Raw genomic sequence first — 22,066 nt, 5'->3', positions numbered from 1 at the left:
GCCACAGCCCTGGAAGCTGAAGTAGCCGCAGATATTTTTGTTGGCACCCGCATCCGCACAAGGATTGCGGATGCACTTGCTGGTTGAACGCTGGTTTCAGTTGCGGATGTTGGTTGAGCAGCGCCTGACGGCTCTGCACTTCCGCGTTATAAGCGTCACGTGATTGTTTATTCAATGCGTTAGCCTGTTCAGGCGTAATATCTTGCAGTGAAGGCATATGTAAACTCCTATGATTTTTGCTGAGTCAGTCTGAAATGCATATCACGCTGAATCCGGTTAGCCAGCAGACAGGTAATTGCATCTGAATGGAAATAGTTATTGCCTTCGGCAGGAAAACGGTATGGCAACCAGACCGTTACATCCTATCCTCACGGCACGTGTTTATATATCCTGCTTGCTCTTTCGATAATTATTTTTTATTCAATCATTCGCCTGTTATTGGTTTTATAACCGACGGCATCTCCGCGTGTGTCGCGAAGCCATTTAAAGGTAGTTAGGGGGCTTGGAGATATCAAGTGAGATTTTTACTGTTATTTTTACATTAAGGCGCTACTTGTTTCTTATGTCTATTATTTTCATTTTAACCTTTTTTGCAACCGATTAATTAATATAAATTAATCGGGCGTCAACTTTAATTCATTGATTTATAAAGAGTTGATTTAATATTGTCTTTTTTGTGAATATTCTCAATATATTCATTGAGGTAACGTGTAAGCGCGGGTTTGCATTTGACTTATATCAGTTCTTTGTCGAATCTGTAATGGTTATTAACCTGTTGCAATATTGACGGCTTGTTATCGACTGGCGAGTTTTTTCTTCAGTCTTTTCATGTCGTTCTTCAGCGTTTCGCACAGTCATTAATAACACGGAGTGCCAACGCGAATTAAGAGTTATATTCACCAAAAAATAGTGAGAGAGGTATCTATGTCTAATGGACCGTTTTATACCAATCCGATCGTGGTTATCGATGTAGCTAATGATTGCGTGCATGTGGAGATGGCGATCGCTGGAGGACTATACGAAAACGTATTTCCGTTATCGGTAGCGGCTAATGAACCCTATCCGAAATTGCTGGTGAATCTGGCGATCCAGGCGCAGGCGAGCGGTAAATCATTAATGGTATGGGGAGAGCCCGGCCCGGAACCGGTTAAAGGCCTGCCGCTGTTTGGTATCACGACCGTGAACATCAAGTAGGGGACGGCAACGCGCATTGTGTTGAAAGCGGGAAGCGCGGTGAGGGATATTCCTTTGATAATGAAAGAAATTCAACACCGCTTTTGGTTATGACTCATAGCGATTAATGATTTAATTTATTCCACTACCACATTGCATATTGAACGCGATAAAACACTAATCAGGTATATCGACGTGAAATATTCATTCAATGGCAAGAAACTTGCTGGTTTAATCATCCTGGCTTTAAACTCAACGATCGCTCAGGCGGCGGAGGTGCCGGCGGGCGCTAAACTGGCGCCGGTACAGGAATTGGTGCGCGCCAACGGGTATGAACCGGCGACGCTGGATCCGAACCTGGCCGAGAGCAATGTGGAGTTCTACATCTTCAACGATCTGTTCGAAGGTCTGCTGCGAGTCGGAAAAGAGGGCGAAGTGATCCCGGCGCTGGCGCAGAAATGGGAGCACCAGGGCAACGTCTGGACTTTCCATCTGCGGCCGCAGGCCAAATGGTCGAACGGCGATCCGGTGACCGCCGACGATTTCGTTTACAGCTGGAGGCGCCTCACCGATCCGAAAACCGCGTCGCCTTACGGCAGCTATCTGGCCTCGGCCTATGTGCTGAATGCGGCGGCGATCAACGCCGGCAGCAAACCGCCGAGCGAGCTGGGCGTTAAAGCGCTGGACGCGCACACCTTGCAGGTGACGCTGTCTGAGCCCAACGCCTACCTGCTCAAACAACTGGTGCATTTTCCGGTTCTGCCGGTCAACCGCAAGGTGGTTGAGCAATACGGCAAAAACTGGACTCAACCGGCGCATTTTGTCGGCAACGGCGCGTTTCGTCTCAGCGAGTGGGTGGTGAACGAAAAAGTGGTGGTGGAACGCAATCCGCAGTATTGGGATAACGCCAACACCGTGCTCAACAAGGTGACCTTCCTGCCGATTCAGGGGTTCCCGGAGGTGGCGCGTTTCCGCGCCGGCGAGGTGGAGTTGGGCTATACCACGCCGCCGGAACTGTATCAGCAGCTGAAAAAAACGCTCGGGGATCAACAGCTGGTGACCTATCCGCTGCTCTCCACCAGCTATTTCGCCTTCAACAACCGCCAGACGCCGTTTAACGACGTGCGGGTGCGCCAGGCGCTGAACCTGGCGCTGGACAAAGAGATCATCGCCGGCAAGGTGCTGGGATACGGCCAGCAGCCGGCCTGGACCTTTACCCCAACGGGGGCGGGCGGCTATCGCCTGCAGGCCGGCGCAGCGGCCGGTTTGACGCCGGAACAACGTCACGCCCAGGCGAAAAAGTTGTTGGCGGAGGCCGGTTTCAACGCCGAGCATCCGCTGCGCTTTACCGTGTTGTACAGCAATGACGCCACTATCAAGAAGATCGTCATCGCCGCCGCCGCCATGTGGAAAAAGAACCTCGGAGTGGAGGCCGGCATGCAAAGCCAGGAGCGTAAAGTGACGCTGGATAATATCAACCGCGGCCAGTACAGCGTAGCCTTTACCCGCTGGCTGGCGGATTACGACGATCCTTCTACCTTCCTGAATGTGTTCCGCGCCGACAGCAGCGAGAACAGCCCCAAATACCGCAACCCGGAATACGATCGCATTCTGCATCAGGCGACGGCGGCGCCGACACCGCAGCAGGTGCAGCAGTATTTCCAGCAGGCCGAGGCGGTGCTGGCCGTCGATACGCCGGTCGCGCCGGTGTACTACGAAGCCAACGCCACGCTCATCAAACCCTACGTCAAGGGGATCGACTTCACCCGACAGGGCGCCCTATACGATAAAAACGTCTACATTCTCGCGCACTGATAAATAAAAAAAACGGCTGATTTATATCAGCCGTTTTTATAGATTCGCGTTTAATAAAAATATCCTAAATACTCCATAAACGACGGGCAATCTTTTCTTCCCGCCGGATAAAACAACGCCTATACTGCGCCGGTAGTTTATATGCAGTATCTCGTTTGGCGAGGCTCCTATACAAACACAGGTTACTGATCTGACGACATCGAGAGATGCCCAAGGTTAAGACAGGCTTTATCGGATTAAGGTTCAGCCCAAAGTAACTTCCGAGCAACAATTCGGATACGTTGTATAGTGCTAAAACCTGGACGCGGAGATAGGCAGTCTGCACTCCCTCTGTGGTTACGCCCCTATGCGATTCGCTGTTGAAGTTCACAACAGAAATAGGGACTGACAAAATGATCAAGTCACATCAATACTCTTCTTCTCCGGCGCTGCGCGCGACTGAAACTCTCGATGAAACTTCGGTCGCCGGTTATATGAACGCCGATTTTATTACCGTTCCCGCGACGATGACGGTCACGCATGCCCGGGAATATTTACTTTCACAGCTAAAAACGGACGAAATTCCTACCCGGGTCTTTATTACCGCAGACGATTATCATTTGCGCGGCACGCTGTCGGTGAAAAAACTGCTGCAGTGCGAAGAACAGGATAAAGCGGTCGGCGTAATGATGGATTACAGCTATTTCCAGGTTTCACCCGATGACGATCGCAACGACGTGGCGCATTTGCTGGGCAAAGGCGGTTTGGACGTGGTGCCGGTCGTGGCGAACAACACGCTGGTCGGCGTGCTGGGCGAGCGCGAGATCGCTCGGCTGGTCGAAGATGAAAACACCGAAGACGCGCAGCGTCAGGGCGCGAGCCTGCCGCTGGACAAGCCTTATCTGGAGACCAGCCCGTGGGCGCTGTGGCGCAAACGCTCGGTGTGGCTGCTGATGCTGTTCGTGGCCGAAGCTTACACCGGCAACGTGCTGAAAGCGTTTGAAGATCAGCTCGAAGCGGCGATTGCGCTGGCGTTCTTCATCCCGCTGCTGATCGGCACCGGCGGCAACAGCGGCACCCAGATCACCTCGACGCTGGTGCGCGCCATGGCGCTGGGCGAGGTCAGCCTGCGCAATCTGGGCGCGGTGATCCGCAAAGAGGTCACGACCTCGCTGCTGATCGCCGTCACCATTGGTCTGGCGGCCTGGGTGCGCGCCTGGATCATGGGCGTCGGCATGGAGGTGACGCTGGTGGTCAGCCTGTCGCTGGTGGCGATCACCGTATGGAGCGCCATTGTTTCGTCGATCATCCCGATGCTGCTGAAACGGCTCGGTATCGATCCGGCGGTGGTGTCGGCGCCGTTTATCGCCACCTTTATCGACGGCACCGGCCTGATTATCTATTTCAAAATTGCCCAGCACGTCCTGGGAATTTAAACGGGGCCCGCGCTTGAAAGCGCGGGAATGTTGAAAAAAGAGGAGGACGTTAAAAAACCATGGACACCGACCAACCCCGATATTTAACGCAAGGGGATTTTATCGATAACATTTAACCTGAGGACAAAACAATGGGAAACATGACTATTTTTATGGGATTCCTGGCAATGATCAGCTCACTGGGCCTGTTGGCGGCCTATATGAGCACCAAATGGGATGATTGATGAACGCTAAAGATCCGCCTAGATGCATCCTCCCCGTAACCGCTATTTATTATGGGGAGGATTTAGCGGCGCGCTGAACGCGCGGCCTGATACGGGAGTTGATAATAATGACGATTCTTATTCTGGGATTGCTCTACGCCATTTTAATGATTTCGGTGGGGGTGAATGAGATTTATTTTTATTCCACCGGAAAATCCAATTTTCTTACTAGCCTCATGCTGACTTTCTCTGGCAGTATGCTGCTGATCGCCTTTGTCTGGCAATTATCCTCTAAAGTAAAAAAATAAATCACCGTCCGAATGTGAGCAGCATAATGCAAAATGAAAAACAGGCCGTGGCCAGAAACTCGATGATCGCCAGCGGGTTACTGGCCACGGGCAAATTCGTCGCCGGCATTTTTACCGGCAGTATTGGCCTGATATCCGAAGGGATCCACTCTTTCACCGATTTTATCGCCACCAGCATCACCTGGCTGGCGGTGCGCATCAGCGATAAACCCGCCGATGACGATCACCACTTCGGCCACGGCAAGGTGGAAAACCTGGCGGCGCTGTTCGAGGTGTTGCTGTTGCTCGGCGCCGCCGGTTGGATCGTCTACGAGGCGGGCGGCAGCCTGCTCGGACAACCGCATGAGATAGTCGCGGCGCCGGTGGTGATCGCGGTGCTGCTGATTTCCATCTGCGTCGATTTTTTCCGCGTGCGGGCGCTCAACCGCGTCGCCAAGGCGACCGACAGCGCGGCGCTGGAGGCGGATGCGTTGCATTTCTTCTCCGACATGCTTTCGTCCGGCGTGGTGCTGCTGGGCATGGTGTTTGTGCTGCTGGGCTTTGGCCGTGCGGACGCCATCGCCGCGCTGATCGTCGCCGGTTTTATCTTTGTCGCGGCAATCAAACTGGGTAAACGTTCCTTCGACTCGCTGATGGATGCTGCGCCCGCCGGGGCCACCGAGGCGATTCGCGCCACGCTGGACAGCTTCCCGGCGGTGCTGGCCTGCGACAGCGTGCGTATTCGCAACGCCGGCGCCGTACTGTTTGTCGAGATCACGGTGGCGGTGTGCCGCACCTTGCCGCTGGAGCGCATCGATGCGTTGAAGCGAGAAATCGTCGAACGGCTGCGGCAGCAGTATGCCAAGGCGGAGTTTACCGTCATCGCGGTGCCGCAGACCCGCAGCGACGAAGACATGGCGACGCGCATTCGGGCGATCGCCGCCAATCACGGCGCGCAGGTGCAGAACGTCACCTTGCAGCAGTTGCCGACGCACATGGCGATCGGCATGGATCTGGCGGTGCCGGCCAACGCCAGCGTGGCGCAGGCGCATGATATCGCCACGGAGATAGAAGGGATCCTGCGTCAGGCGATCGGCGAGGACACCGAGATAGAGACCCATCTGGAGCCGCAGACGCCGCACTGGCTGGCCAGCGAAGATGTTTCCGCTGCCGAGCTGGCCGATATCCGGCTGATTTTGCAGTCGGCGCTGGAGCAGGGGGATAAGGTGCAAGACGTGCACAACATCCGGGCGCGCAGAACCGACGGCGGCATCATCGTCAACTTCCACTGCCGCGTGTCGCCGGCGGTAACCATCGCCGCCGCGCACGATGCGGTCGATCGGGTCGAGCGGCGGCTGCGCGCACTTTATCCGGCCATCTCACGCGCGATAGGGCACGTCGAGCCGATCAAGCCCGGCGTTTGAATCAGCTCGGCCAATTGCGGATAGAGCGCCGCGTTGGCCAGCAGCAGCGGGTTGCCGCGTCGCAGCCCGTTGTGGTGCATAAAGTCATTCGCCACGCCGCCGGCTTCGCGCGTCAGCACCAGCCCAGGCAGGCTGTCCCAGGCATTCATGTGCGGTTCGTAATAGCCCAGCAGCCGACCGGCGGCCACCTGGGCGGTCATCAACGCGCCGGAACCGCTGCGCACGAACATGCCGCCCGCCTGCAGCAGGCGACAGAGAAAACCGCTGAATTCCGCCGCCGAGGCGCGCGGTGATATCCCGACGCCCATCACTCCATCCGCGACGCTGCGCCCGGCATGCACGCCGATCGGTTCCCCGTTGAGGAAAGCGCCTTGGCCGCGGCAGGCGCGGAACATCTCGCGGTGATTGGGATCGTAAACCACGCCGATCGTCGACTCACCGTCGATCACCACGCTTATCGCGATACACCAGGTATGCAGCCCGTTCAGGAAGCAGGCGGTGCCGTCGATCGGATCGACGATCCAAAGGCAGGCCGCGCTATCGTTGGTGCCGCCGCTCTCTTCGCCGAGAAACCCATCCAGGGGAAACCGCCGGTTAATCATGCGGCGGATCAGCGCCTCGACGCGGCGGTCGGCCTCGCTGACCACGTCCTGCAGGCCCTGTTTAAACTCGACGGCCAGGCTTTGCCGGCGTTGGTAAAAGCTGAAGGCGAGATCGGCGGCGGCGCGGGCGATCTCACGCGCGAAGCGGTAGCGCGCCTCGATGTCCCGTGGAGAGAGTGACGTCATGGAGTGCCTGATAACGAAAAAAGGAATGGCAGTAGCCTGCCAGAGAATGATGAAAGTAATGTGTCGCTCAGCGCTGCGGATAACAAAAGCGCTGCGTGTCGCGCCTCAAGCCGCCGGCGGCACGCGGTTTTGCAAAGAGGAAAAAACAGGCCGCCGGGCGGCCTGTGAGATTGATGACAAACCTTATACCCTTGCCGGGTTGGCAGAGAGCACCGAATAAAAAACAAGGAAAATCAATTTATTGATTTTCGACTGATCACCACAAAGAGGGAAAAACCACGCTTTTTCCCCTCTTTGTCAATAGCCTGACAGGCCGCCGGGCGGCGGCCTGTGGGATTAGCCCAGATGCAACCGGGCGGTGATGTCGGCAATCTCGCGGCGCCAACGCGCCTGAAGCTCCGGTTTTTGATGCTTCGGTTTACGCGCCAGGTCGGCCTCCAGTTTGCTTTCGAGGGCAAACAGGGCGGTCAGCAACGCCTCTTCGCCTTCCAACTGCGGGTTTGGCGTCGGGGCGTCTGCGTTGGCCTCGTGCGCCGTCGGCAGCTCCGGCGTTTCGCCCGCCAGACGCTGGTACACCGGCGCCAGATCGTGCCACTCCTCCAGTTTTTGTTGGTCTATCAGCCAAAAGCGGTTGCAGCTCTGTTCGATCAGCATCCGATCGTGGGTGACCAGCATGACGGCGCCGGGGAACTGACGCAGCGTTTCCGCCAGCTCCTCTTTGCCCGCCATATCCAGGTGGTTGGTGGGCTCGTCCAGCAGCAGCAACGAATGGTTGGCCAGCGTCAGGCCGACAAACAGCAGCCGTGAACGCTCGCCGCCGCTCAACGAACGGATCTGCTGATGGTGGCGCAGGTAAGGGAACCCGGCGCCGATCAGCGCCATTTTCCGCTGTTCCTCGGTCAGCGGCGCAAACTGCGCCAGCGCTTCGCTCAACGTGTCTTCATCGCGCAGCTGTTGCAGGCTCTGATCGTAATAGCCGATACGCACGCGCGGATGGAACAGCGCCGGGCGCTGCGTTTGTTGCTGATACTCGCGCCACAGCAGGCGCAACAGCGACGATTTTCCGCAGCCGTTGCGCCCGACGATGGCGATGCGATCGCCGCTTTTCACGCGCAGATGTTCCAGGCTGAACAGCACCGACGCATCCGGCGCCGGGCGCACCGCCCAGTGCGGCAACGCCAGCAGGCGATCGGCGTCCAGCGCTTCTCCCTGCAGCCGCAGCCGCCATGGACTGCCGGCGGTCAGGGTGGTCTGTTCTTCCTTCAACCGATCGACGCGCTTCTCCATTTGCTTGGCCTTGCGCGCCAGATCTTCGTTGTCGTAGACCTTGCCCCAGGTCGCCAGGCGCTTGGCGCTTTTTTCCACCCGGTCGATTTCCTTTTGCTCGGCGTGGCGCCGCTGTTCGTCCGCGGCGTCCTGTTCCGCCAGCGCGGTGCGCGCCGCAGAGCAGGGCAAACGGAAGAACTGCAGCGTTTTGTCGCGCAGGATCCAGGTGCAGTTGGTTACCTGGTCGAGCAGGTAGCGATCGTGCGACACCAGCACGAAGCTGCCGGTCCAGTTACGCAAGAACTGTTCCAGCCACAGCAGCGTGGGCAGGTCCAGGTGGTTGCTGGGTTCGTCGAGCAGCAGCAGATCGGGTTGGCGGATCAGCGCGCGCGCCAACAGCAGCCGCGTATGCTGGCCGCCGCTGAGGGTGCCGGCGGTCAGCGTCCAGCTCGCCGGTTCAAACCCCAGCTCGGCCAGTAGCGCTTCGCAGCGCCAGCGTTCGCTGAGGTGTTGGCCCGCAGGCAGCCGCGCCAGAACCGCATCCAGCAGGGTGCTGGCGTGCAGTTCCGGCGGCAGGTGCTGCTCGATGCGCGCCATCAGACATTGATGTGACAATGTCACCGTTCCGGTGTGCGCAGGCAGGTCGCCGCTGAGAATTTGCAGCAGGGTGCTTTTGCCGCAGCCGTTATCGCCGATCAAACCGATGCGGTCGCCTTTTTTCAGGCTGAAGGAAATCTCGCTCAGCAGGACGCCGAACGCGTTGTCGTAACCGACAGATTGTGCAGACAGTAATGTGCTCATTGCTTACTCAAGAGTTACAGGCATAACAATGCCTATCGTCAAACATTGCTGACGATAACCCGGTAAGCCGGAGGGAAGATCCTGGATTTTAGTAAGCTTCGCTCAAGCTGGGTTATCGCAGCGCGATACCGGTAATGCTTGAGCGGCGACGATTACCAAAGAAGTGTGAGTGAAAAACCAATTCACACGTCAGCATAGTAAGTCTCCTTTTATTGGTTGCAGGTTAATCGGTGGCTGGATTATAGAGCGCTTCATGCCGTATCGCCAGTGTAAAAGCGCCCGAATAATCAGCAAGCTAAGGCGAGCGCGGGCGCGTGGCACACAATGGGAATAATTACTGTATTTCGGCCGACATTAAGCAGCTATTATAATTAGCGTTTATGGTTAAGCGACGGTTCATCCGCCGCCTGTTCGTCTGTCTATCAGATAATGATGCTGAGCACTGAATTTATGTTAAAGCCTCGCCCGTTCCTGCTGTTGTTATTATTGCTGTTGGGTATGCAACTGACGCCGTTCGCCGCCGTCGCCGCCACCCAGGATGATCCCGCCGCCGAAAGCGCGCCCGATCCCGCTACGCAGTTGAAAGCCGCGCAAAAGCAGTTGGACAGCATGAAGCAGCTGGTTTCCAAAGCGACGACCGACACCCAGCTCAGCAAGCTGCGGTTGGCGACGGACGATCTGGTCGCCAGCATGGATAAATTGTCCGCCGATCTGCAGCCGGTGCAGGAAAAACTGCAGGCGCAGTTGGACGTGCTGGGGCCGGCCCCGGCGGCCGGCGCGCTGCCGGAAACCCCGGCCGTCGCCCAGCAGCGCAATGCGCTGAACAGCAGCAAGAAGCAGTTGGACGATGCGGTAAAACGCGCGCAGGCCATCAAGACCAGCGCCTTCGACCTGGGCCAGCAGATCAGCGATCTGCGTCGGGTGGCGTTCAAAACCCAGCTGGCGCTGAACACCGGCAGCATTTTGGGCGTCAAATTCTGGACGCCGGTCGTGCAGCCGTCAGCGGATGACGTGCAGCGGCTGGACCAGTTCAACGCCGAGATGAAAGCGGCCTGGGACGCCAGTTGGCAGGACGAATGGCGGTACGGCACGCTGGCGTTGCTGGCGCTGGCGGTGATCGTCTGGTCCTGGGGGCGTTATTTGTCCGAGCGTTTCCTCGCCTGGGTCAGCATTCGCTTCCTGCCGGACGGGCGCCTGCGCCGCAGCTTTATGGCCATCATTACCGTGGCGGTGACGGTGATCACCACCTCGATTGCGCTGAACCTGCTGTATTACGTCTTTATCCGCGTGCAGCCGCTGCCGGTCATGTTGGAAGACTTCGCCGAAGGCTTTAACCGTCTGGGGATTTTCTGCGCGCTGATCGCCGGGCTGGGGCGTGCGGCGCTGTCGCTGAATCGCCCGTCCTGGCGTTTGGCTTCGCTGGACAATGAAGTGGCCGCCGGGCTGCGTTACTTCTCGCCGCTGCTGGCCGGCCTGGCGCTGGCGTTCGGCACCGTGGAGCTGATCAACAACGTCGTCAGCGCCTCATTGGCCACCACCATCTTCGGTAACGGCCTGGTGGCGGGGCTGATCGGCATGGTGCTGCTGGCGGCGCCGCTGCGCGGCCAGCGCATTCGTCGCCGTCTGGAGCAGCAGGGCGCGCACCTGGAAAAACGCACGCTGGTCGGCGGGCTGGTGCATATCGTCACCCTGGTGTGTTCGGTGGTGATCCTGCTTTCACTGCTCGTGGGCTATATCGCTTTTGCCCGCTTCCTGACCTACCAGCTCATCTGGGTGGTGCTGGTGCTGATGGCGTTCTACTTCATGGTGCTGTTCGCCACTGACCTGTGCGCCGCGCTGTTTTCGCCGCAGACCGTCAGCGGCAAGATGCTGAAGAAAACGCTCAGCTTCAAGGATCGCCATCTGGAGCAGGTGGCGATCATCACCACCGCGCTGGCCAAATGTTCACTGTTGCTGTTGATGATCGTCGCGTTGTTCAACGGCTCGTTCGGCAGCACCACGCCGGGCTCGCTGATGGAGAAAATCGTCTCCATCCTGACCGGCGAAGGGTTGCAGCGTTTCAACATCGTGCCAGGCAACCTGCTCAACGCCGTGATCTGCCTGGCGATCGGCATCTACATCCTGCGCGCGGTGCGGCGCTGGCTGGGCTCTGAGCTGCTGCCGAAGACCATTTCGGACGTCGGCATTCGCGCCTCGCTGGTGACGCTGTTCAGCAATATCGGCTATGTGCTGGTGATTCTGATCACCCTGGCGGCGCTGGGCATCCAGTGGAGCAACCTGGCGTGGATCGTCAGCGCCCTGTCGGTCGGTATCGGTTTCGGTTTGCAGGAGATTGTGAAGAACTTTATTTCCGGCCTGATCCTGCTGACCGAACGCCCGGTGAAGGTCGGGGATATGATCGGCATCGGCGGCGTGGAAGGCGACGTGCGGCGCATCAACGTACGCGCCACCGAAATTCAGCTCAGCGACCGCTCCACCATGATCGTACCGAACTCGCAGCTGATCTCACAGAACGTGCGTAACGCCACCATGGGCAACGCGCAAGGCGTGGTAACCATTGCGCTGACGTTCCCGACCTCGATCGATCCGGAGCAGGTGCGCAATATCCTGCTGAGCGCTTACAACGAGTACGAAACCATTCTGGAGACGCCGGCGCCTTACGTGCGCTTCAGCCAGTTGGGGCCGGACGGCATTATCCTGAGCGTGACCGGCTATGTGCCGAGCCCGCGCATGGTCGGCGCCACCAAGAGTGAACTGCTGTTTAACATCCTCAAGCTGTTGCGCGCTCAGGAAGTGAGCCTGTCCAGCCCGCAGGAGGTGGTGTTCATGAAGCAGCAGGCGACGCGATATCAGGCTAACGAAGAGGAACACTCTTCCTAGTTCTGCCATGAGGCGGCGGGTCGTTTATCAACGGCCCGCCGAACGCGGCTAGTACATCGACGGCTCCACGGACTGCGAACAGTCGCTGTTGGCGCCGGAGTTGCTGCAGGTGTAGGGCTCATTCGGCGACGCCGGCGGCGCATTCGACGGACCGCCGCCGCCGATACAGCCGCTCAGCAACAACGTCAAAAGCACCAGCGTTATCTTTTTCATCTCTCCGTCCTCCATTGCGATTCCTCCTTTAAGTATATGTCGGGAAAGCGAACGCTACCGCCCGCCAGTGCGATCTATACTCCTTGGATGCCGTTTCGCCCGAACGAGGTGGGAAAGATGCACATCGACGACGATTTGACGCGCTTTGCCGCGTTAGGGGCGCCGCCCTTACCGCCGGGAGCCCGGCAGGGCTATATAGACCACGACGGCGCGCGTATTTGGTATGCCGCCTATGGCGACGGACCGGCGGTGATCCTGTTGCACGGCGGCCTGGGCCACAGCGGCAACTGGGGGTATCAGCTGCCGGCATTGCGGGCCGCCGGGTACGGGGTGTTGCTCATCGATAGCCGCGGGCACGGGCGCAGCACGCGCGACGCCCGGCCGTATCGTTACGATCGGATGGCCGATGATCTGTTGGCGGTGATGGCGGCGCTGCAAATACCCCACGCCGCGCTGGCGGGCTGGAGCGACGGCGCTTGCGTCGCGCTCATCGCCGCCCATCAGGCGCCCGGGCAGGTGGACGGCGTTTTTTTCTTCGGCTGCAATATGGACGCCAGCGGCGTTAAACCGTTGGCGCCCAGCCCGATCGTCGAGCGCTGTTTTGCGCGCCATGCGCAGGACTATGCCGCCTTGTCGCCGACGCCGGACGATTTCGAGGCGTTCGTCGCCGCCGTGAGCCTGATGATGAGCAGCCAGCCGGACTACCGCGCACAGGATTTGGCGGCCATTCGCGTGCCGGTGACGATCGTTCACAGCGAATACGATGAATTTATCCGCGCCGAACATGCCGCCTACCTGAGCCGCAGCATTCCCGGCGCCCGTTTGACGACGCTGCCGGGCGTCAGCCATTTCGCGCCGCTGCAGCGGCCCGCGCTGTTCAACCGCGCGTTGCTGGATTTTCTCGCCGATGTGATGTGCCGCGGCCGGCGCAAAGAAAACGGGCGCCAAACGGCGCCCAAGGCATGACAGGTTAGAAATCGACCGTCGCCTGCAGGCTCAGGCTGCGCGGTTCACCCTCAATCACGCGTAAATTACCGGCGCTGGAGGCATAGTACTCGCGGTTGAACAGGTTTTTCACATTCAGTTTCAGCTGGGTATGTTTCCCAAGCAGCTTGCTGTCCCAGGCGACAAAGGCATCCGCCACGGTATAGGCCGGCATGGTGAAACTGTTCTCCGGATCGCCGGCGCGGCGACCGACGTAGCGCGCGCCGCCGCCAATGCGCATCTCGCCGGGCACCACCGGCAATGTCATGCGGCGGCTGAGGTACAGGCCGCCCATGTTGGTTGGGGCGTTGACCAGCCGATTGCCGACGTTGTCCGGGTTGAGGTTGTCTTCGACAATTTCGGTCTTGTCGTAGCTGTAGTTGGCGGTGAGATTCCAGTTGCGCGCCACTTCCCCGTTCAACTCCAGTTCGACGCCGGTGGAGCGCGCTTTGGGGATGCTGCGGGTCACGCCGTTGATAAAGATCGACATGTTGCTTTCATCAATGCGATAGAGCGCCAGCGTGGCGTCAAACGCCGGGGTGATCTGCCATTTTCCGCCCACCTCATAGGTGGTGCCGGTTTCCGGCGTGGCGACGTCGCCATTGTCGTCGATGGCGGTGGACGGCGTGAACGAACGGCTGTAATTGCCGTACAGCGACAGGCTCGGCGTCAGCTTATACACCAACCCCGCCTGCGGCAAAAACTGGTCGTCTTTGTCATTGAGCGTATTTTTCGGTTTCTGGAAACCGTTGCTGTTGTTCTGGTAATACGACTGATAGCGCGCGCCCAGCACCGCGATCCATTGATCGGTAAGATGAATGCTGTCCTTGGCGTACAGGGAACGGCTGAACAGCGTGGCGCGCAGGTTGCTTGACGCGTCGCTGTAGGTGGTGCTGTCGGTGACCGGCGTTTCGCCATACACCGGATCGTACATGTTGAAGGTCTTCGAGACCTTGCCGCGGTAGGAATAGGCCTTGTAGGTCTGATTTTTCTCGTAGTCCACGCCCAGCAGCAGATCGTGCTGCATGCCGAACAGCTGCGGCGAACCGGTCAGATCCCAGGAGTAATAGTGGGTTTGATGATTGAAACCGCGGTTGGCGTCGGCGCGGCGCGAGACGATGCCGGTCGTGGTGTCGACCGCGGTGGCGCGCACTTCGTTGCTGTCGTAACGGCGTTGCAGCCAGGCGTAGTTGAAGCGGGTCGTCCAGATCGGATCGAGCGCGTACTCATAATGGGCGTTCAGACGTTTGTTCTTGCCCCAGGCATGGTTCGCGTAGTCATCCAGGCGGCGGTTATAGGGCACATCGACCGGTTTGCCGTCGATAAATGCGGTGCCGCGATCGTAAGGAATGTCGTACTTGTATTCGCTGTAGGCGATGTTAAAGGAAGCCTGGTCGCCGAACCAACTGAGCGAGGGGGCGATCAGCGTATGTTCGTCGCTGCCGAAATTGCGCCAGTAATCTGCGTGCTGGCGTTCGGCGATCAGGCGAAAGGCGAAGCCGCCGCCCAGCGGGCCGGTCACATCGACGCTGCCGCTGCCGCCGCCAAAACTGTTGGTGGCGCCGCTGATGCGGGTGTTCCAGTCATACTGCGGTTTTTTGCTGATCAGATTGATGACGCCGCCGGGGCTGAGGATGCCATACAGCAGCGACGCGGAACCTTTCAGGACCTCGACGCGATCGGTGGTGGCGTCCATGCTCAGCCCTTGGTTGCTGCGCACGCCGTCGATGAAGACCGAGCCGTCGGAGTTAACCCCGAACCCGCGTTTGACGAAGCCATCCTCCGTGCCGCCGAGCGTGTTGCCCTGGGTGACGCCGCTGACGAACTTCATCGCCTCATTGACGCTTTTGACCTGGAAGTCGTCAATGACCTGAGAGGTGACGACGCTGACCGATTGCGGCACCTCGGCGATCGGCGCGGCGGTCTTGCCGGCGGTCGAGGCGGTGTCGGCGCTATAGCTGCCGGAAGGCTGGGCCGCGGCGGTCACCGTAATGGATTCCTCCGTTTTTGCGCCGGGCGCGGCGGCGATCGCCAGCGCGGGGAACAAACCGGCAATCAGGGGCAGCGTGCGAAGAACGTGATTTTTATTTCTTTTAGTGGGGTGGCGAAGAACTGACTGGTGCATATAATTCCATGAAAAAATAATAAATAGTAACGATTATCATTATAATTATCATTTATAGGTTTTGAATAGAGGGGAATGCCGGTATCCCTTCATTGCACGATTTAATTTTGTCATTAGGGAAAAAGACGGCGATTTTGCCGGTAAAAATTCGGATGGATGGCAATAACGATCGCAGTGACGGGAGGGACGCGGCAGTTTGTTCGTCGGAAGGGTGATTCCTGTCAATATATTGATACACAAATATATTTTCCCTTGATGAATAAACAGGTGTCCGGGCAGGCAAAACTGGCAATAATAGGCGGGTCGGCCGTTTATCTTCGCCTCGCCGCCGACGGTTGTGACGCGAACAGACTGTCACTTTATGCTAGCGGAAGTCTCTGGATCCAAGATGCAAACCACCTCGTTGTCCGATACCCGGAAAATCTGGCCCGCGCTCATCATTTTTTTGTTGGTGTTCACCCTGTGTCTGCTGGGCATCGTGAGTCGCCCCGGCAGCTTTCTGGCGATATTCTGGCCGGTGAACGCCGTACTGCTGGCCGTTTTGGTGCGTCGGCCACAGTGGGCTACGCGAGCCGGCTGGGGCATGGCGGTGCTGGGCTATCTGGCGGCGGATCTGTTGACCGGCAGTTCGCTGCAAAAGACGCTGCTGCTGAATGTCGCCAATCTGACCGGCGTCGTGGTGGGGTATCTGTTGTTCATGCGGCTGTCGCCGCCGGCGCGCATGTTGCAACGCGGCACGTCCAGCATGTACCTGTTCGGCATCTGCCTGGCCGCCGCCGCCGCGACCGGCGCGGTGGGCGCCGTAACTTCGCAGTGGCTGTTCGGCAGACCCTATCTGACCTCGCTGGCGCTGTGGTTCTCGTCCGAATTCACCAATTACGTCACGCTGATGCCGTTTATTCTGGCGTTTCCCGGCGATTGGCGACGTCGCCTTGCGGCGGCCGGCGCCATGTTCACCCAGCGCAGCCAATGGCCGCGGGCGGGGCGAAAACTCACGGTGTTGGCGCTGCTGTTGCTGGCGGCGGTGTGTAGCGTGCTGATCGGCGGCCCCGGGGCGGTGATCTTTCCCATGCCGGTGCTGCTGTGGCTGGCGATGTCCTTCTCACTGTTCTGCACCATGATTGCGGTGCTGATCTATGTGCTGTGGTGCCATCTGGCTATCGATTTCGGGCTGTTGAGTTCGACGCTCGACATGAAGGTGTTGCAAAACGCGGTATCGATGCGTTTGGGCATCGCGCTGCTGGCGCTGGGGCCCATCGCCGTGGCCAGCATGAACTATGCGCGCAATGCGCTGCTGCGCACGCTGGAGCACGTGGCGAATCACGATGCGTTGACGCACGTGCTGACGCGCAATGCGTTTATGCAACGCGGCGAACGGTTGATAGACCAAAAGGGCGAGCTGGTGTGCGTCATGATGCTCGATATCGACTATTTCAAATCGATTAATGACCGTTTCGGCCATGCCGGCGGCGATCAGGCGCTGATGGCCTTTACCCGCGCGATCGCCGCCGATCTGAGCGTCGGTGACCTGTTCGGCCGCATGGGGGGCGAAGAGTTCGCCATCGTTTCGACGCTCGGCCAGCCGCAGCAGGGATGGCAATTGGCCGAACGCCTGCGGCAACGCATCGAAACGGAGTCTATCCTCATGCCGGCCGGGCATCCGCTGCAGATCACCGTCAGCATCGGCATGGTGACCTGCCCGGGCGGTTCCGGCCAAAGCCTGGCGGATCTGCTGAAGCTGGCGGATCTGGCGGTGTACAAAGCGAAAAACGCCGGCCGCAACCGGGTCGCCACACCGGAATCGTCTCCGCCGGCCTGTCACGGCCGCTGAACTTCCGATCCGCGCTGCGTGCCTGCGGTCTAAACTGGTAAGGGACGCGGGCATTTCCGCCTGCGCCGAACCGACTGTCCTTAATCAGACAAGAGGATGCCAGAATGAAATACGTAGACGGGTTTGTGGTGGCGGTGCCGGCCGCCAATAAGGAGGCTTATCACCGGTTGGCGGCGGCGGCAGCGCCGCTGTTCAAAGAGTTTGGCGCCACGCGCATCGTGGAGTGCTGGGGCGATGACGTGCCCGATGGCAAGCTCACCGACTTTCGCGGCGCGGTGAAAGCCCAGGAAGACGAAGTGGTGGTGTTCAGCTGGATAGAGTACCCCTCCAAAGCGGTGCGCGACGCCGCCAATGAGAAAATGATGAACGATCCGCGCATGAAAGCGCTGGGCGAGATGCCGTTCGACGGCAAACGCATGATCTTCGGCGGTTTCGCGCCGCTCCTCGATGCGTAAAGGAGGCGCAGATGGCCAGAATTACGCAACATCTGTGGTTTGAAAAAGACATGGAAGCGGCGCTGAATTGCTATGTCGCGCTGATCCCCGGATCATCCGTGAACTGGTTTTCCGACCTGCCGGCGGATACGCCGAGCGGCCCGGCCGGCAGCGTGAAGCTGGCCGCCTTCACGCTGGGGGACCAGCGCTACGCGGCGATCGAAGCCGGGCCGCTGGATCCGTTCAATCACAGTTTCTCCGTGATGGTGGAATGTGACGATCAGGCGGAAGTCGACAGGCTGTGGGATGCGTTGAGCGAGGGCGGCGAGGCGGAGCAGTGCGGCTGGCTGCGCGATCGCTGGGGGCTGTGCTGGCAAATTGTGCCGCGGCGCCTGACGGAGTTGATGAACGATCCCGACGCCGCCCGCGTGCGGCGGGTAACGGAAGCGATGCTGCTGATGGGCAAAATCGACATCGCCGGGCTGGAAGCGGCGGCGCGCGAGTAGCGCAACGCTCACAGAGGGAGAGAACGGATGCACCGAGAACGGCACAGTATTGAACGCATCGGCTGGCTGCGGGCGGCGGTGCTCGGCGCCAACGACGGCATCGTTTCAACGGCCAGCCTGCTGCTGGGCGTCGCGGCGGCCAACGCCTCGCATTCCGCGCTGATGATCGCCGGCGTCGCCGGGTGGGTGGCCGGCGCGATGTCGATGGCCACCGGCGAGTATGTGTCGGTCTCGTCGCAGGCGGATACCGAAAAGGCCGCGCTGGCGGAAGAGCAGGCGGAGCTGCTTGAAGACTACCCGGGGGAGTTTCGCGAACTGACGTCAATCTACGTGCATCGCGGTCTGGATCCGGCGCTGGCCCGGCAGGTGGCGGAAAAGCTGATGGCGCATGATGCGCTGGAGGCGCACGCGCGCGACGAACTGGGCATTTCCTCCGCCACCCGCGCCCGGCCGCTGCAGGCTGCGTTGGCGTCGGCCCTGAGTTTCTCCCTCGGCGCGCTGTTGCCGCTGCTGGTGGCGATGTGGGTACCGGTCGCCTGGACGCGGCCGGCGCTGGTGGCGTCGGCGCTGATTTCCCTCGGCGTTCTCGGCGGCATCGCCGCGAAAACCGGCGGGGCGCCGATCTTGCCGGGCGTGGCGCGCATCCTCATCTGGAGCGCACTGGCGATGGCGGTTTCTTCCGGCGTCGGCCTGCTGTTTGGCGTGACGGCCGGCTAACGTCGCGCTTGCATCAATCTAGTGCACCTCAAGCTCAGAATTTATCATTTGTCAGCCGCCGGCGTTCGCGGCAAGGTGATGGCAACGCCAACATCAGTCAGGGACACTTATGCAGAAATCACAGATCCTATCGTGGGTCGCCCAGCATCCGCTGTTGCAACGCATGGTCGCGCTAGAGCCGATCACCTGGTTCAATCCGCGCGCGACAACGCTGGCCGCAGGGTTGCCCCACGTCGGGTTGACCGCCGCCGACGTCGCCGACGCGGAGCAGCGCCTGGCGCGTTTCGCGCCTTATCTTGCCGCGGCCTTCCCGGAAACCCAACCGACAAAGGGGATCATCGAATCCGAGCTGGTGGCGATCCCGGCCATGCAGCTCGCGTTGGATCGGCGCTATGGGCAGACGTTGGGCGGGCGCCTGCTGTTGAAAAAGGACAGCCATCTGCCGATTTCCGGCTCAATCAAGGCGCGCGGCGGCATCTATGAGGTGCTGACGCATGCGGAGAAACTGGCGCTGGAGGCGGGGCTGCTGCACATCGGCGACGACTACGCCCGGCTGTTTTCCGACGAGTTTCGTCAGTTCTTCAGCCAGTACCGCATCGCCGTCGGCTCGACCGGCAATCTGGGATTATCCATCGGCATCATCAGCGCCCGGCTGGGGTTTGACGTCAGCGTGCACATGTCGGCGGATGCGCGGGCGTGGAAAAAGCAAAAGCTGCGTGACAACGGCGTGACGGTGGTGGAATACGCCGAAGATTACGGCGTGGCGGTCGAACAAGGGCGCAAACAGGCGGCAGACGATCCGAGTTGCTTCTTTATCGATGATGAAAACTCGCAAACCCTGTTCCTCGGCTACGCGGTGGCCGGCGGCCGCCTGAAGCGGCAGTTTGCCGAACAGGGTATCGTGGTGGATGCGCAGCATCCGCTGTTCGTTTATCTGCCGTGCGGCGTCGGCGGCGGGCCGGGCGGAGTCGCCTTTGGCCTCAAGCTGGCGTTCGGCGATCACGTTCACTGCATTTTCGCCGAACCGACCCATTCTCCTTGCATGTTGCTCGGCGTCTACAGCGGGTTGCATGACGGCATTGCGGTGCAAGATCTCGGCATCGACAACCGCACGGCGGCGGACGGACTGGCGGTGGGGCGCGCCTCCGGCTTTGTCGGCCGGGCGATGGAGCGCCTGCTGAGCGCGTTTTACACCCTGAGCGACGAAGAGATGTTCGCGCTGCTCGGGTTGTTGGACAGGCACGAGCATATCCAGCTGGAACCCTCCGCCCTGGCCGGCATGGCCGGGCCGTGGCGCGTTACCGCTCATGCGCGGCAGCTCAGCGAGCAGGGCGTGAGCGCGGAGAGCCTGGCCCAGGCGACGCATCTGGTATGGGCGACCGGCGGCGGCATGGTGCCGACGGCGGAAATGGCGAAATACCTCGCCGCCGCGCAAACGGCGCCGTGAGTCAATAGCGCCGAGGCTTGCGCTCGTTTCCTGTTTTTAGGCGGCGAGCGCGGTTTGACAAGCGCCGGTTCCCTCCGGCCCAGGGTCAACGTCAGACCGGGCGCTCATGATGTTTTTAAAATGTTAACAAAATCACAACTCCCCATGCCGCAGTCACGGCTTAAATCTCCATATCCAATTAATAGTAAATAAAATTATTTTATTTACCGCTTTCTGATGTTCGTTTATCGCACGCTTATTTTTTTAACAATATTGAAGCATTCGCCGTGGGGTGGTTTGATTTGATTGTCGATTAACGAACTATATTCCGATAATCGCACAAATTAACCCTCTCGCCGGCTCGCAGCCGGCTGTTCCGTGCGGCGAGGTTTGCCGCACTCTCTGAGGAGCAAGCCATGCCGCATGATAACAACGTAGAAATTCGAGGGTTTATCGATAACCAGCCATTTTCTCGCTACCAGTGGTTGATACTGGCTTTGTGTTTTTTGGCGGTCGCGCTGGACGGTTTCGATACCGCCATTATCGGCTTCATCGCCACGTCGCTGGTGCAGGAGTGGGGAATAGACAAAACCGCGCTGGGGCCGGTAATGAGCGCCGCGCTGGTCGGTCTGGCGGTAGGCGCGTTGGCCGCCGGCCCGTTGGCGGATCGCATCGGCCGCAAGAAAGTGCTGGTGATTTCGCTGCTGCTGTTCGGCGGCTTCAGCCTGCTGACCGCCTTCGCCGGCTCGCTTTCGACGCTGACGCTGCTGCGTTTTTTGACCGGGCTGGGACTGGGGGCGGCCATGCCGAACGCCGCCACGCTGATGTCGGAATATGCCCCTCAGCGCTGCCGAGCCCTGATGGTGAATCTGATGTTTTGCGGTTTCCCTCTCGGTTCGTCGCTGGGCGGTTTTTCTTCCGCCTGGCTGATCCCGCATTTCGGCTGGCAGAGCGTGCTGGTGCTGGGCGGCGTCATGCCGTTGCTGCTGGCGCTGGTCCTGATCGCCGCCTTGCCTGAATCCGTGCGCTTCATGGTCGCGCGCGGCTATGCCGCAGAGCGCATCGCCAAGGTGCTGAAGCGCATTGCGCCGATCCGAATGACGCCGCCGCCGCGCTTCATGTTGCAGGAAGAGGGGCTGGTAAAGGCAGCGTCGCCGCTGGGCATGATCTTTTCGCGTCGCTATCTGCTGGGCACGTTGATGCTGTGTCTGACTTACTTCATGGGATTGATGATCTTCTATCTGCTGACCAGTTGGCTGCCGCTGCTGATCCGTGAAACCGGCGCCTCCGTTACGCAGGCGTCGCTGATCACCGCGCTGTTTCCGCTCGGCGGGGGGCTCGGCGTATTGATTATCGGTTGGTTGATGGATCGCATGAACCCGCACAAGGTGGTGGCCGTCGGCTATTTGCTGACCGGTTTGTTCGTCGGCATCATCGGCTATGTCTATACCTCTCCGCTGCTGATGGCGCTCACGGTGTTCATCGCCGGCACCTGCATGAACGGCGCCCAGTCATCCATGCCGGCCCTGGCGGCCGGGTTCTATCCCACCCAGAGCCGGGCGACCGGCGTGGCCTGGATGCTCGGTCTCGGGCGTTTTGGCGGCATTCTGGGGGCGATGAGCGGTGGCGTGTTGATGCAGATGCAGCTGTCGTTCAGCACCATTTTCACGCTGTTGGCCATCCCGGCGCTGATCGCGGCGCTGGCGCTGCTCGCCAAACACCTTTCCGGCGGCTACCCGGCGCTGCCGGCGCCGCTCAACAAAATGCTATGAGGGAGT

19 protein-coding genes and 1 riboswitch are annotated in these 22,066 nt (G+C 59.5%); of the genes, 15 read left to right on the top strand and 4 right to left on the bottom strand.

What is annotated here, in order from left to right; translation table 11 throughout:
- Nucleotides 1–924: 924 nt before the first annotated feature.
- From SERRSCBI_RS11915 to SERRSCBI_RS11895, 6 genes are all read left to right on the top strand, one after another.
- Nucleotides 925–1,194, top strand: coding sequence for a hypothetical protein (locus tag SERRSCBI_RS11915; protein WP_042784585.1), 270 nt, complete (start codon nucleotides 925–927; stop codon nucleotides 1,192–1,194).
- 174 nt (nucleotides 1,195–1,368) lie between these two features.
- The gene (locus SERRSCBI_RS11910; RefSeq protein WP_042784584.1) at nucleotides 1,369–2,988 is read left to right on the top strand and encodes an ABC transporter substrate-binding protein; all 1,620 of its coding nucleotides are present in this window, start codon (nucleotides 1,369–1,371) and stop codon (nucleotides 2,986–2,988) included.
- Nucleotides 2,989–3,131: 143 nt separating this feature from the next.
- A riboswitch (M-box (ykoK) riboswitch) is annotated at nucleotides 3,132–3,305 on the top strand.
- Between the two features lie 75 nt (nucleotides 3,306–3,380).
- Entirely contained in the window at nucleotides 3,381–4,403 is a 1,023-nt protein-coding gene (locus SERRSCBI_RS11905) for a magnesium transporter (RefSeq protein ID WP_033643160.1), read from the top strand.
- A gap of 131 nt (nucleotides 4,404–4,534) precedes the next feature.
- Entirely contained in the window at nucleotides 4,535–4,627 is a 93-nt protein-coding gene (mgtS, locus tag SERRSCBI_RS24740; protein ID WP_004938109.1) for a protein MgtS, read from the top strand.
- A 107-nt stretch (nucleotides 4,628–4,734) separates the two neighbouring features.
- Nucleotides 4,735–4,914: a hypothetical protein gene (locus SERRSCBI_RS11900; RefSeq protein WP_004938106.1), complete on the top strand. Its 180-nt coding sequence runs from the start codon at nucleotides 4,735–4,737 to the stop codon at nucleotides 4,912–4,914.
- A gap of 26 nt (nucleotides 4,915–4,940) precedes the next feature.
- Nucleotides 4,941–6,317 (top strand): cation diffusion facilitator family transporter, encoded by a 1,377-nt coding sequence (locus tag SERRSCBI_RS11895; protein ID WP_042784582.1) that lies wholly within the window; start codon nucleotides 4,941–4,943, stop codon nucleotides 6,315–6,317.
- On the opposite strand, the gene SERRSCBI_RS11890 is transcribed toward SERRSCBI_RS11895, so the two are convergent.
- Nucleotides 6,260–7,105 (bottom strand): inositol monophosphatase family protein, encoded by an 846-nt coding sequence (locus SERRSCBI_RS11890; RefSeq protein WP_042784581.1) that lies wholly within the window; start codon nucleotides 7,103–7,105, stop codon nucleotides 6,260–6,262. The two genes, SERRSCBI_RS11895 and SERRSCBI_RS11890, sit on opposite strands and share 58 nt — an antisense overlap.
- Between SERRSCBI_RS11890 and SERRSCBI_RS11885 the strand changes: the two genes are divergently transcribed.
- Nucleotides 7,104–7,325: a hypothetical protein gene (locus SERRSCBI_RS11885; protein ID WP_042784580.1), complete on the top strand. Its 222-nt coding sequence runs from the start codon at nucleotides 7,104–7,106 to the stop codon at nucleotides 7,323–7,325. The two genes, SERRSCBI_RS11890 and SERRSCBI_RS11885, sit on opposite strands and share 2 nt — an antisense overlap.
- Nucleotides 7,326–7,441: 116 nt before the next feature.
- Here the strand turns inward: SERRSCBI_RS11885 and SERRSCBI_RS11880 are convergent, their stop codons facing one another.
- Nucleotides 7,442–9,172, bottom strand: a complete 1,731-nt coding sequence (locus SERRSCBI_RS11880; protein ID WP_042784578.1) for an ABC-F family ATP-binding cassette domain-containing protein — start codon at nucleotides 9,170–9,172, stop codon at nucleotides 7,442–7,444.
- A 450-nt stretch (nucleotides 9,173–9,622) separates the two neighbouring features.
- On the opposite strand from SERRSCBI_RS11880, the gene SERRSCBI_RS11875 reads away from it, so the two are divergent.
- On the top strand, nucleotides 9,623–12,052 hold the full coding sequence (locus SERRSCBI_RS11875) for a DUF3772 domain-containing protein (RefSeq protein WP_169539598.1): 2,430 nt from the start codon (nucleotides 9,623–9,625) through the stop codon (nucleotides 12,050–12,052).
- 48 nt (nucleotides 12,053–12,100) lie between these two features.
- On the opposite strand, the gene SERRSCBI_RS11870 is transcribed toward SERRSCBI_RS11875, so the two are convergent.
- On the bottom strand, nucleotides 12,101–12,265 hold the full coding sequence (locus tag SERRSCBI_RS11870) for a hypothetical protein (protein WP_176445936.1): 165 nt from the start codon (nucleotides 12,263–12,265) through the stop codon (nucleotides 12,101–12,103).
- 117 nt (nucleotides 12,266–12,382) lie between these two features.
- Between SERRSCBI_RS11870 and SERRSCBI_RS11865 the strand changes: the two genes are divergently transcribed.
- Entirely contained in the window at nucleotides 12,383–13,231 is an 849-nt protein-coding gene (locus SERRSCBI_RS11865) for an alpha/beta fold hydrolase (RefSeq protein ID WP_042785710.1), read from the top strand.
- A 4-nt stretch (nucleotides 13,232–13,235) separates the two neighbouring features.
- On the opposite strand, the gene SERRSCBI_RS11860 is transcribed toward SERRSCBI_RS11865, so the two are convergent.
- Nucleotides 13,236–15,374, bottom strand: coding sequence for a TonB-dependent siderophore receptor (locus tag SERRSCBI_RS11860; protein WP_369795858.1), 2,139 nt, complete (start codon nucleotides 15,372–15,374; stop codon nucleotides 13,236–13,238).
- Nucleotides 15,375–15,762: 388 nt separating this feature from the next.
- Here SERRSCBI_RS11860 and SERRSCBI_RS11855 point away from each other — a divergent pair, with 388 nt between their 5' ends.
- The 6 genes from SERRSCBI_RS11855 to SERRSCBI_RS11830 all read left to right on the top strand — a co-directional run bounded on the left by SERRSCBI_RS11855 (nucleotide 15,763) and on the right by SERRSCBI_RS11830 (nucleotide 22,060).
- Nucleotides 15,763–17,205 carry a diguanylate cyclase gene (locus tag SERRSCBI_RS11855; protein WP_033650342.1) on the top strand — a complete coding sequence of 481 codons (1,443 nt, stop codon included), beginning with the start codon at nucleotides 15,763–15,765 and terminating at the stop codon, nucleotides 17,203–17,205.
- Nucleotides 17,206–17,309: 104 nt separating this feature from the next.
- Nucleotides 17,310–17,660 (top strand): DUF1428 domain-containing protein, encoded by a 351-nt coding sequence (locus SERRSCBI_RS11850; RefSeq protein WP_042784573.1) that lies wholly within the window; start codon nucleotides 17,310–17,312, stop codon nucleotides 17,658–17,660.
- An 11-nt stretch (nucleotides 17,661–17,671) separates the two neighbouring features.
- Entirely contained in the window at nucleotides 17,672–18,145 is a 474-nt protein-coding gene (locus tag SERRSCBI_RS11845) for a VOC family protein (protein ID WP_042784572.1), read from the top strand.
- 27 nt (nucleotides 18,146–18,172) lie between these two features.
- Nucleotides 18,173–18,862, top strand: coding sequence for a VIT family protein (locus SERRSCBI_RS11840; RefSeq protein ID WP_042784570.1), 690 nt, complete (start codon nucleotides 18,173–18,175; stop codon nucleotides 18,860–18,862).
- A 109-nt stretch (nucleotides 18,863–18,971) separates the two neighbouring features.
- On the top strand, nucleotides 18,972–20,309 hold the full coding sequence (locus SERRSCBI_RS11835) for a D-serine ammonia-lyase (protein ID WP_042784568.1): 1,338 nt from the start codon (nucleotides 18,972–18,974) through the stop codon (nucleotides 20,307–20,309).
- A gap of 395 nt (nucleotides 20,310–20,704) precedes the next feature.
- Complete coding sequence (locus SERRSCBI_RS11830) at nucleotides 20,705–22,060, top strand: MFS transporter (protein ID WP_042784567.1); 1,356 nt, start codon at nucleotides 20,705–20,707, stop codon at nucleotides 22,058–22,060.
- The last annotated feature ends 6 nt before the right edge of the window (nucleotides 22,061–22,066 follow it).

Origin of the sequence: Serratia sp. SCBI (assembly GCF_000747565.1) — a bacterium.
GTDB lineage: Bacteria > Pseudomonadota > Gammaproteobacteria > Enterobacterales > Enterobacteriaceae > Serratia > Serratia ureilytica.
The sequence above is the reverse complement of the archived record's forward strand: the minus strand, read 5'-3'. Positions and strand labels throughout refer to the sequence as shown.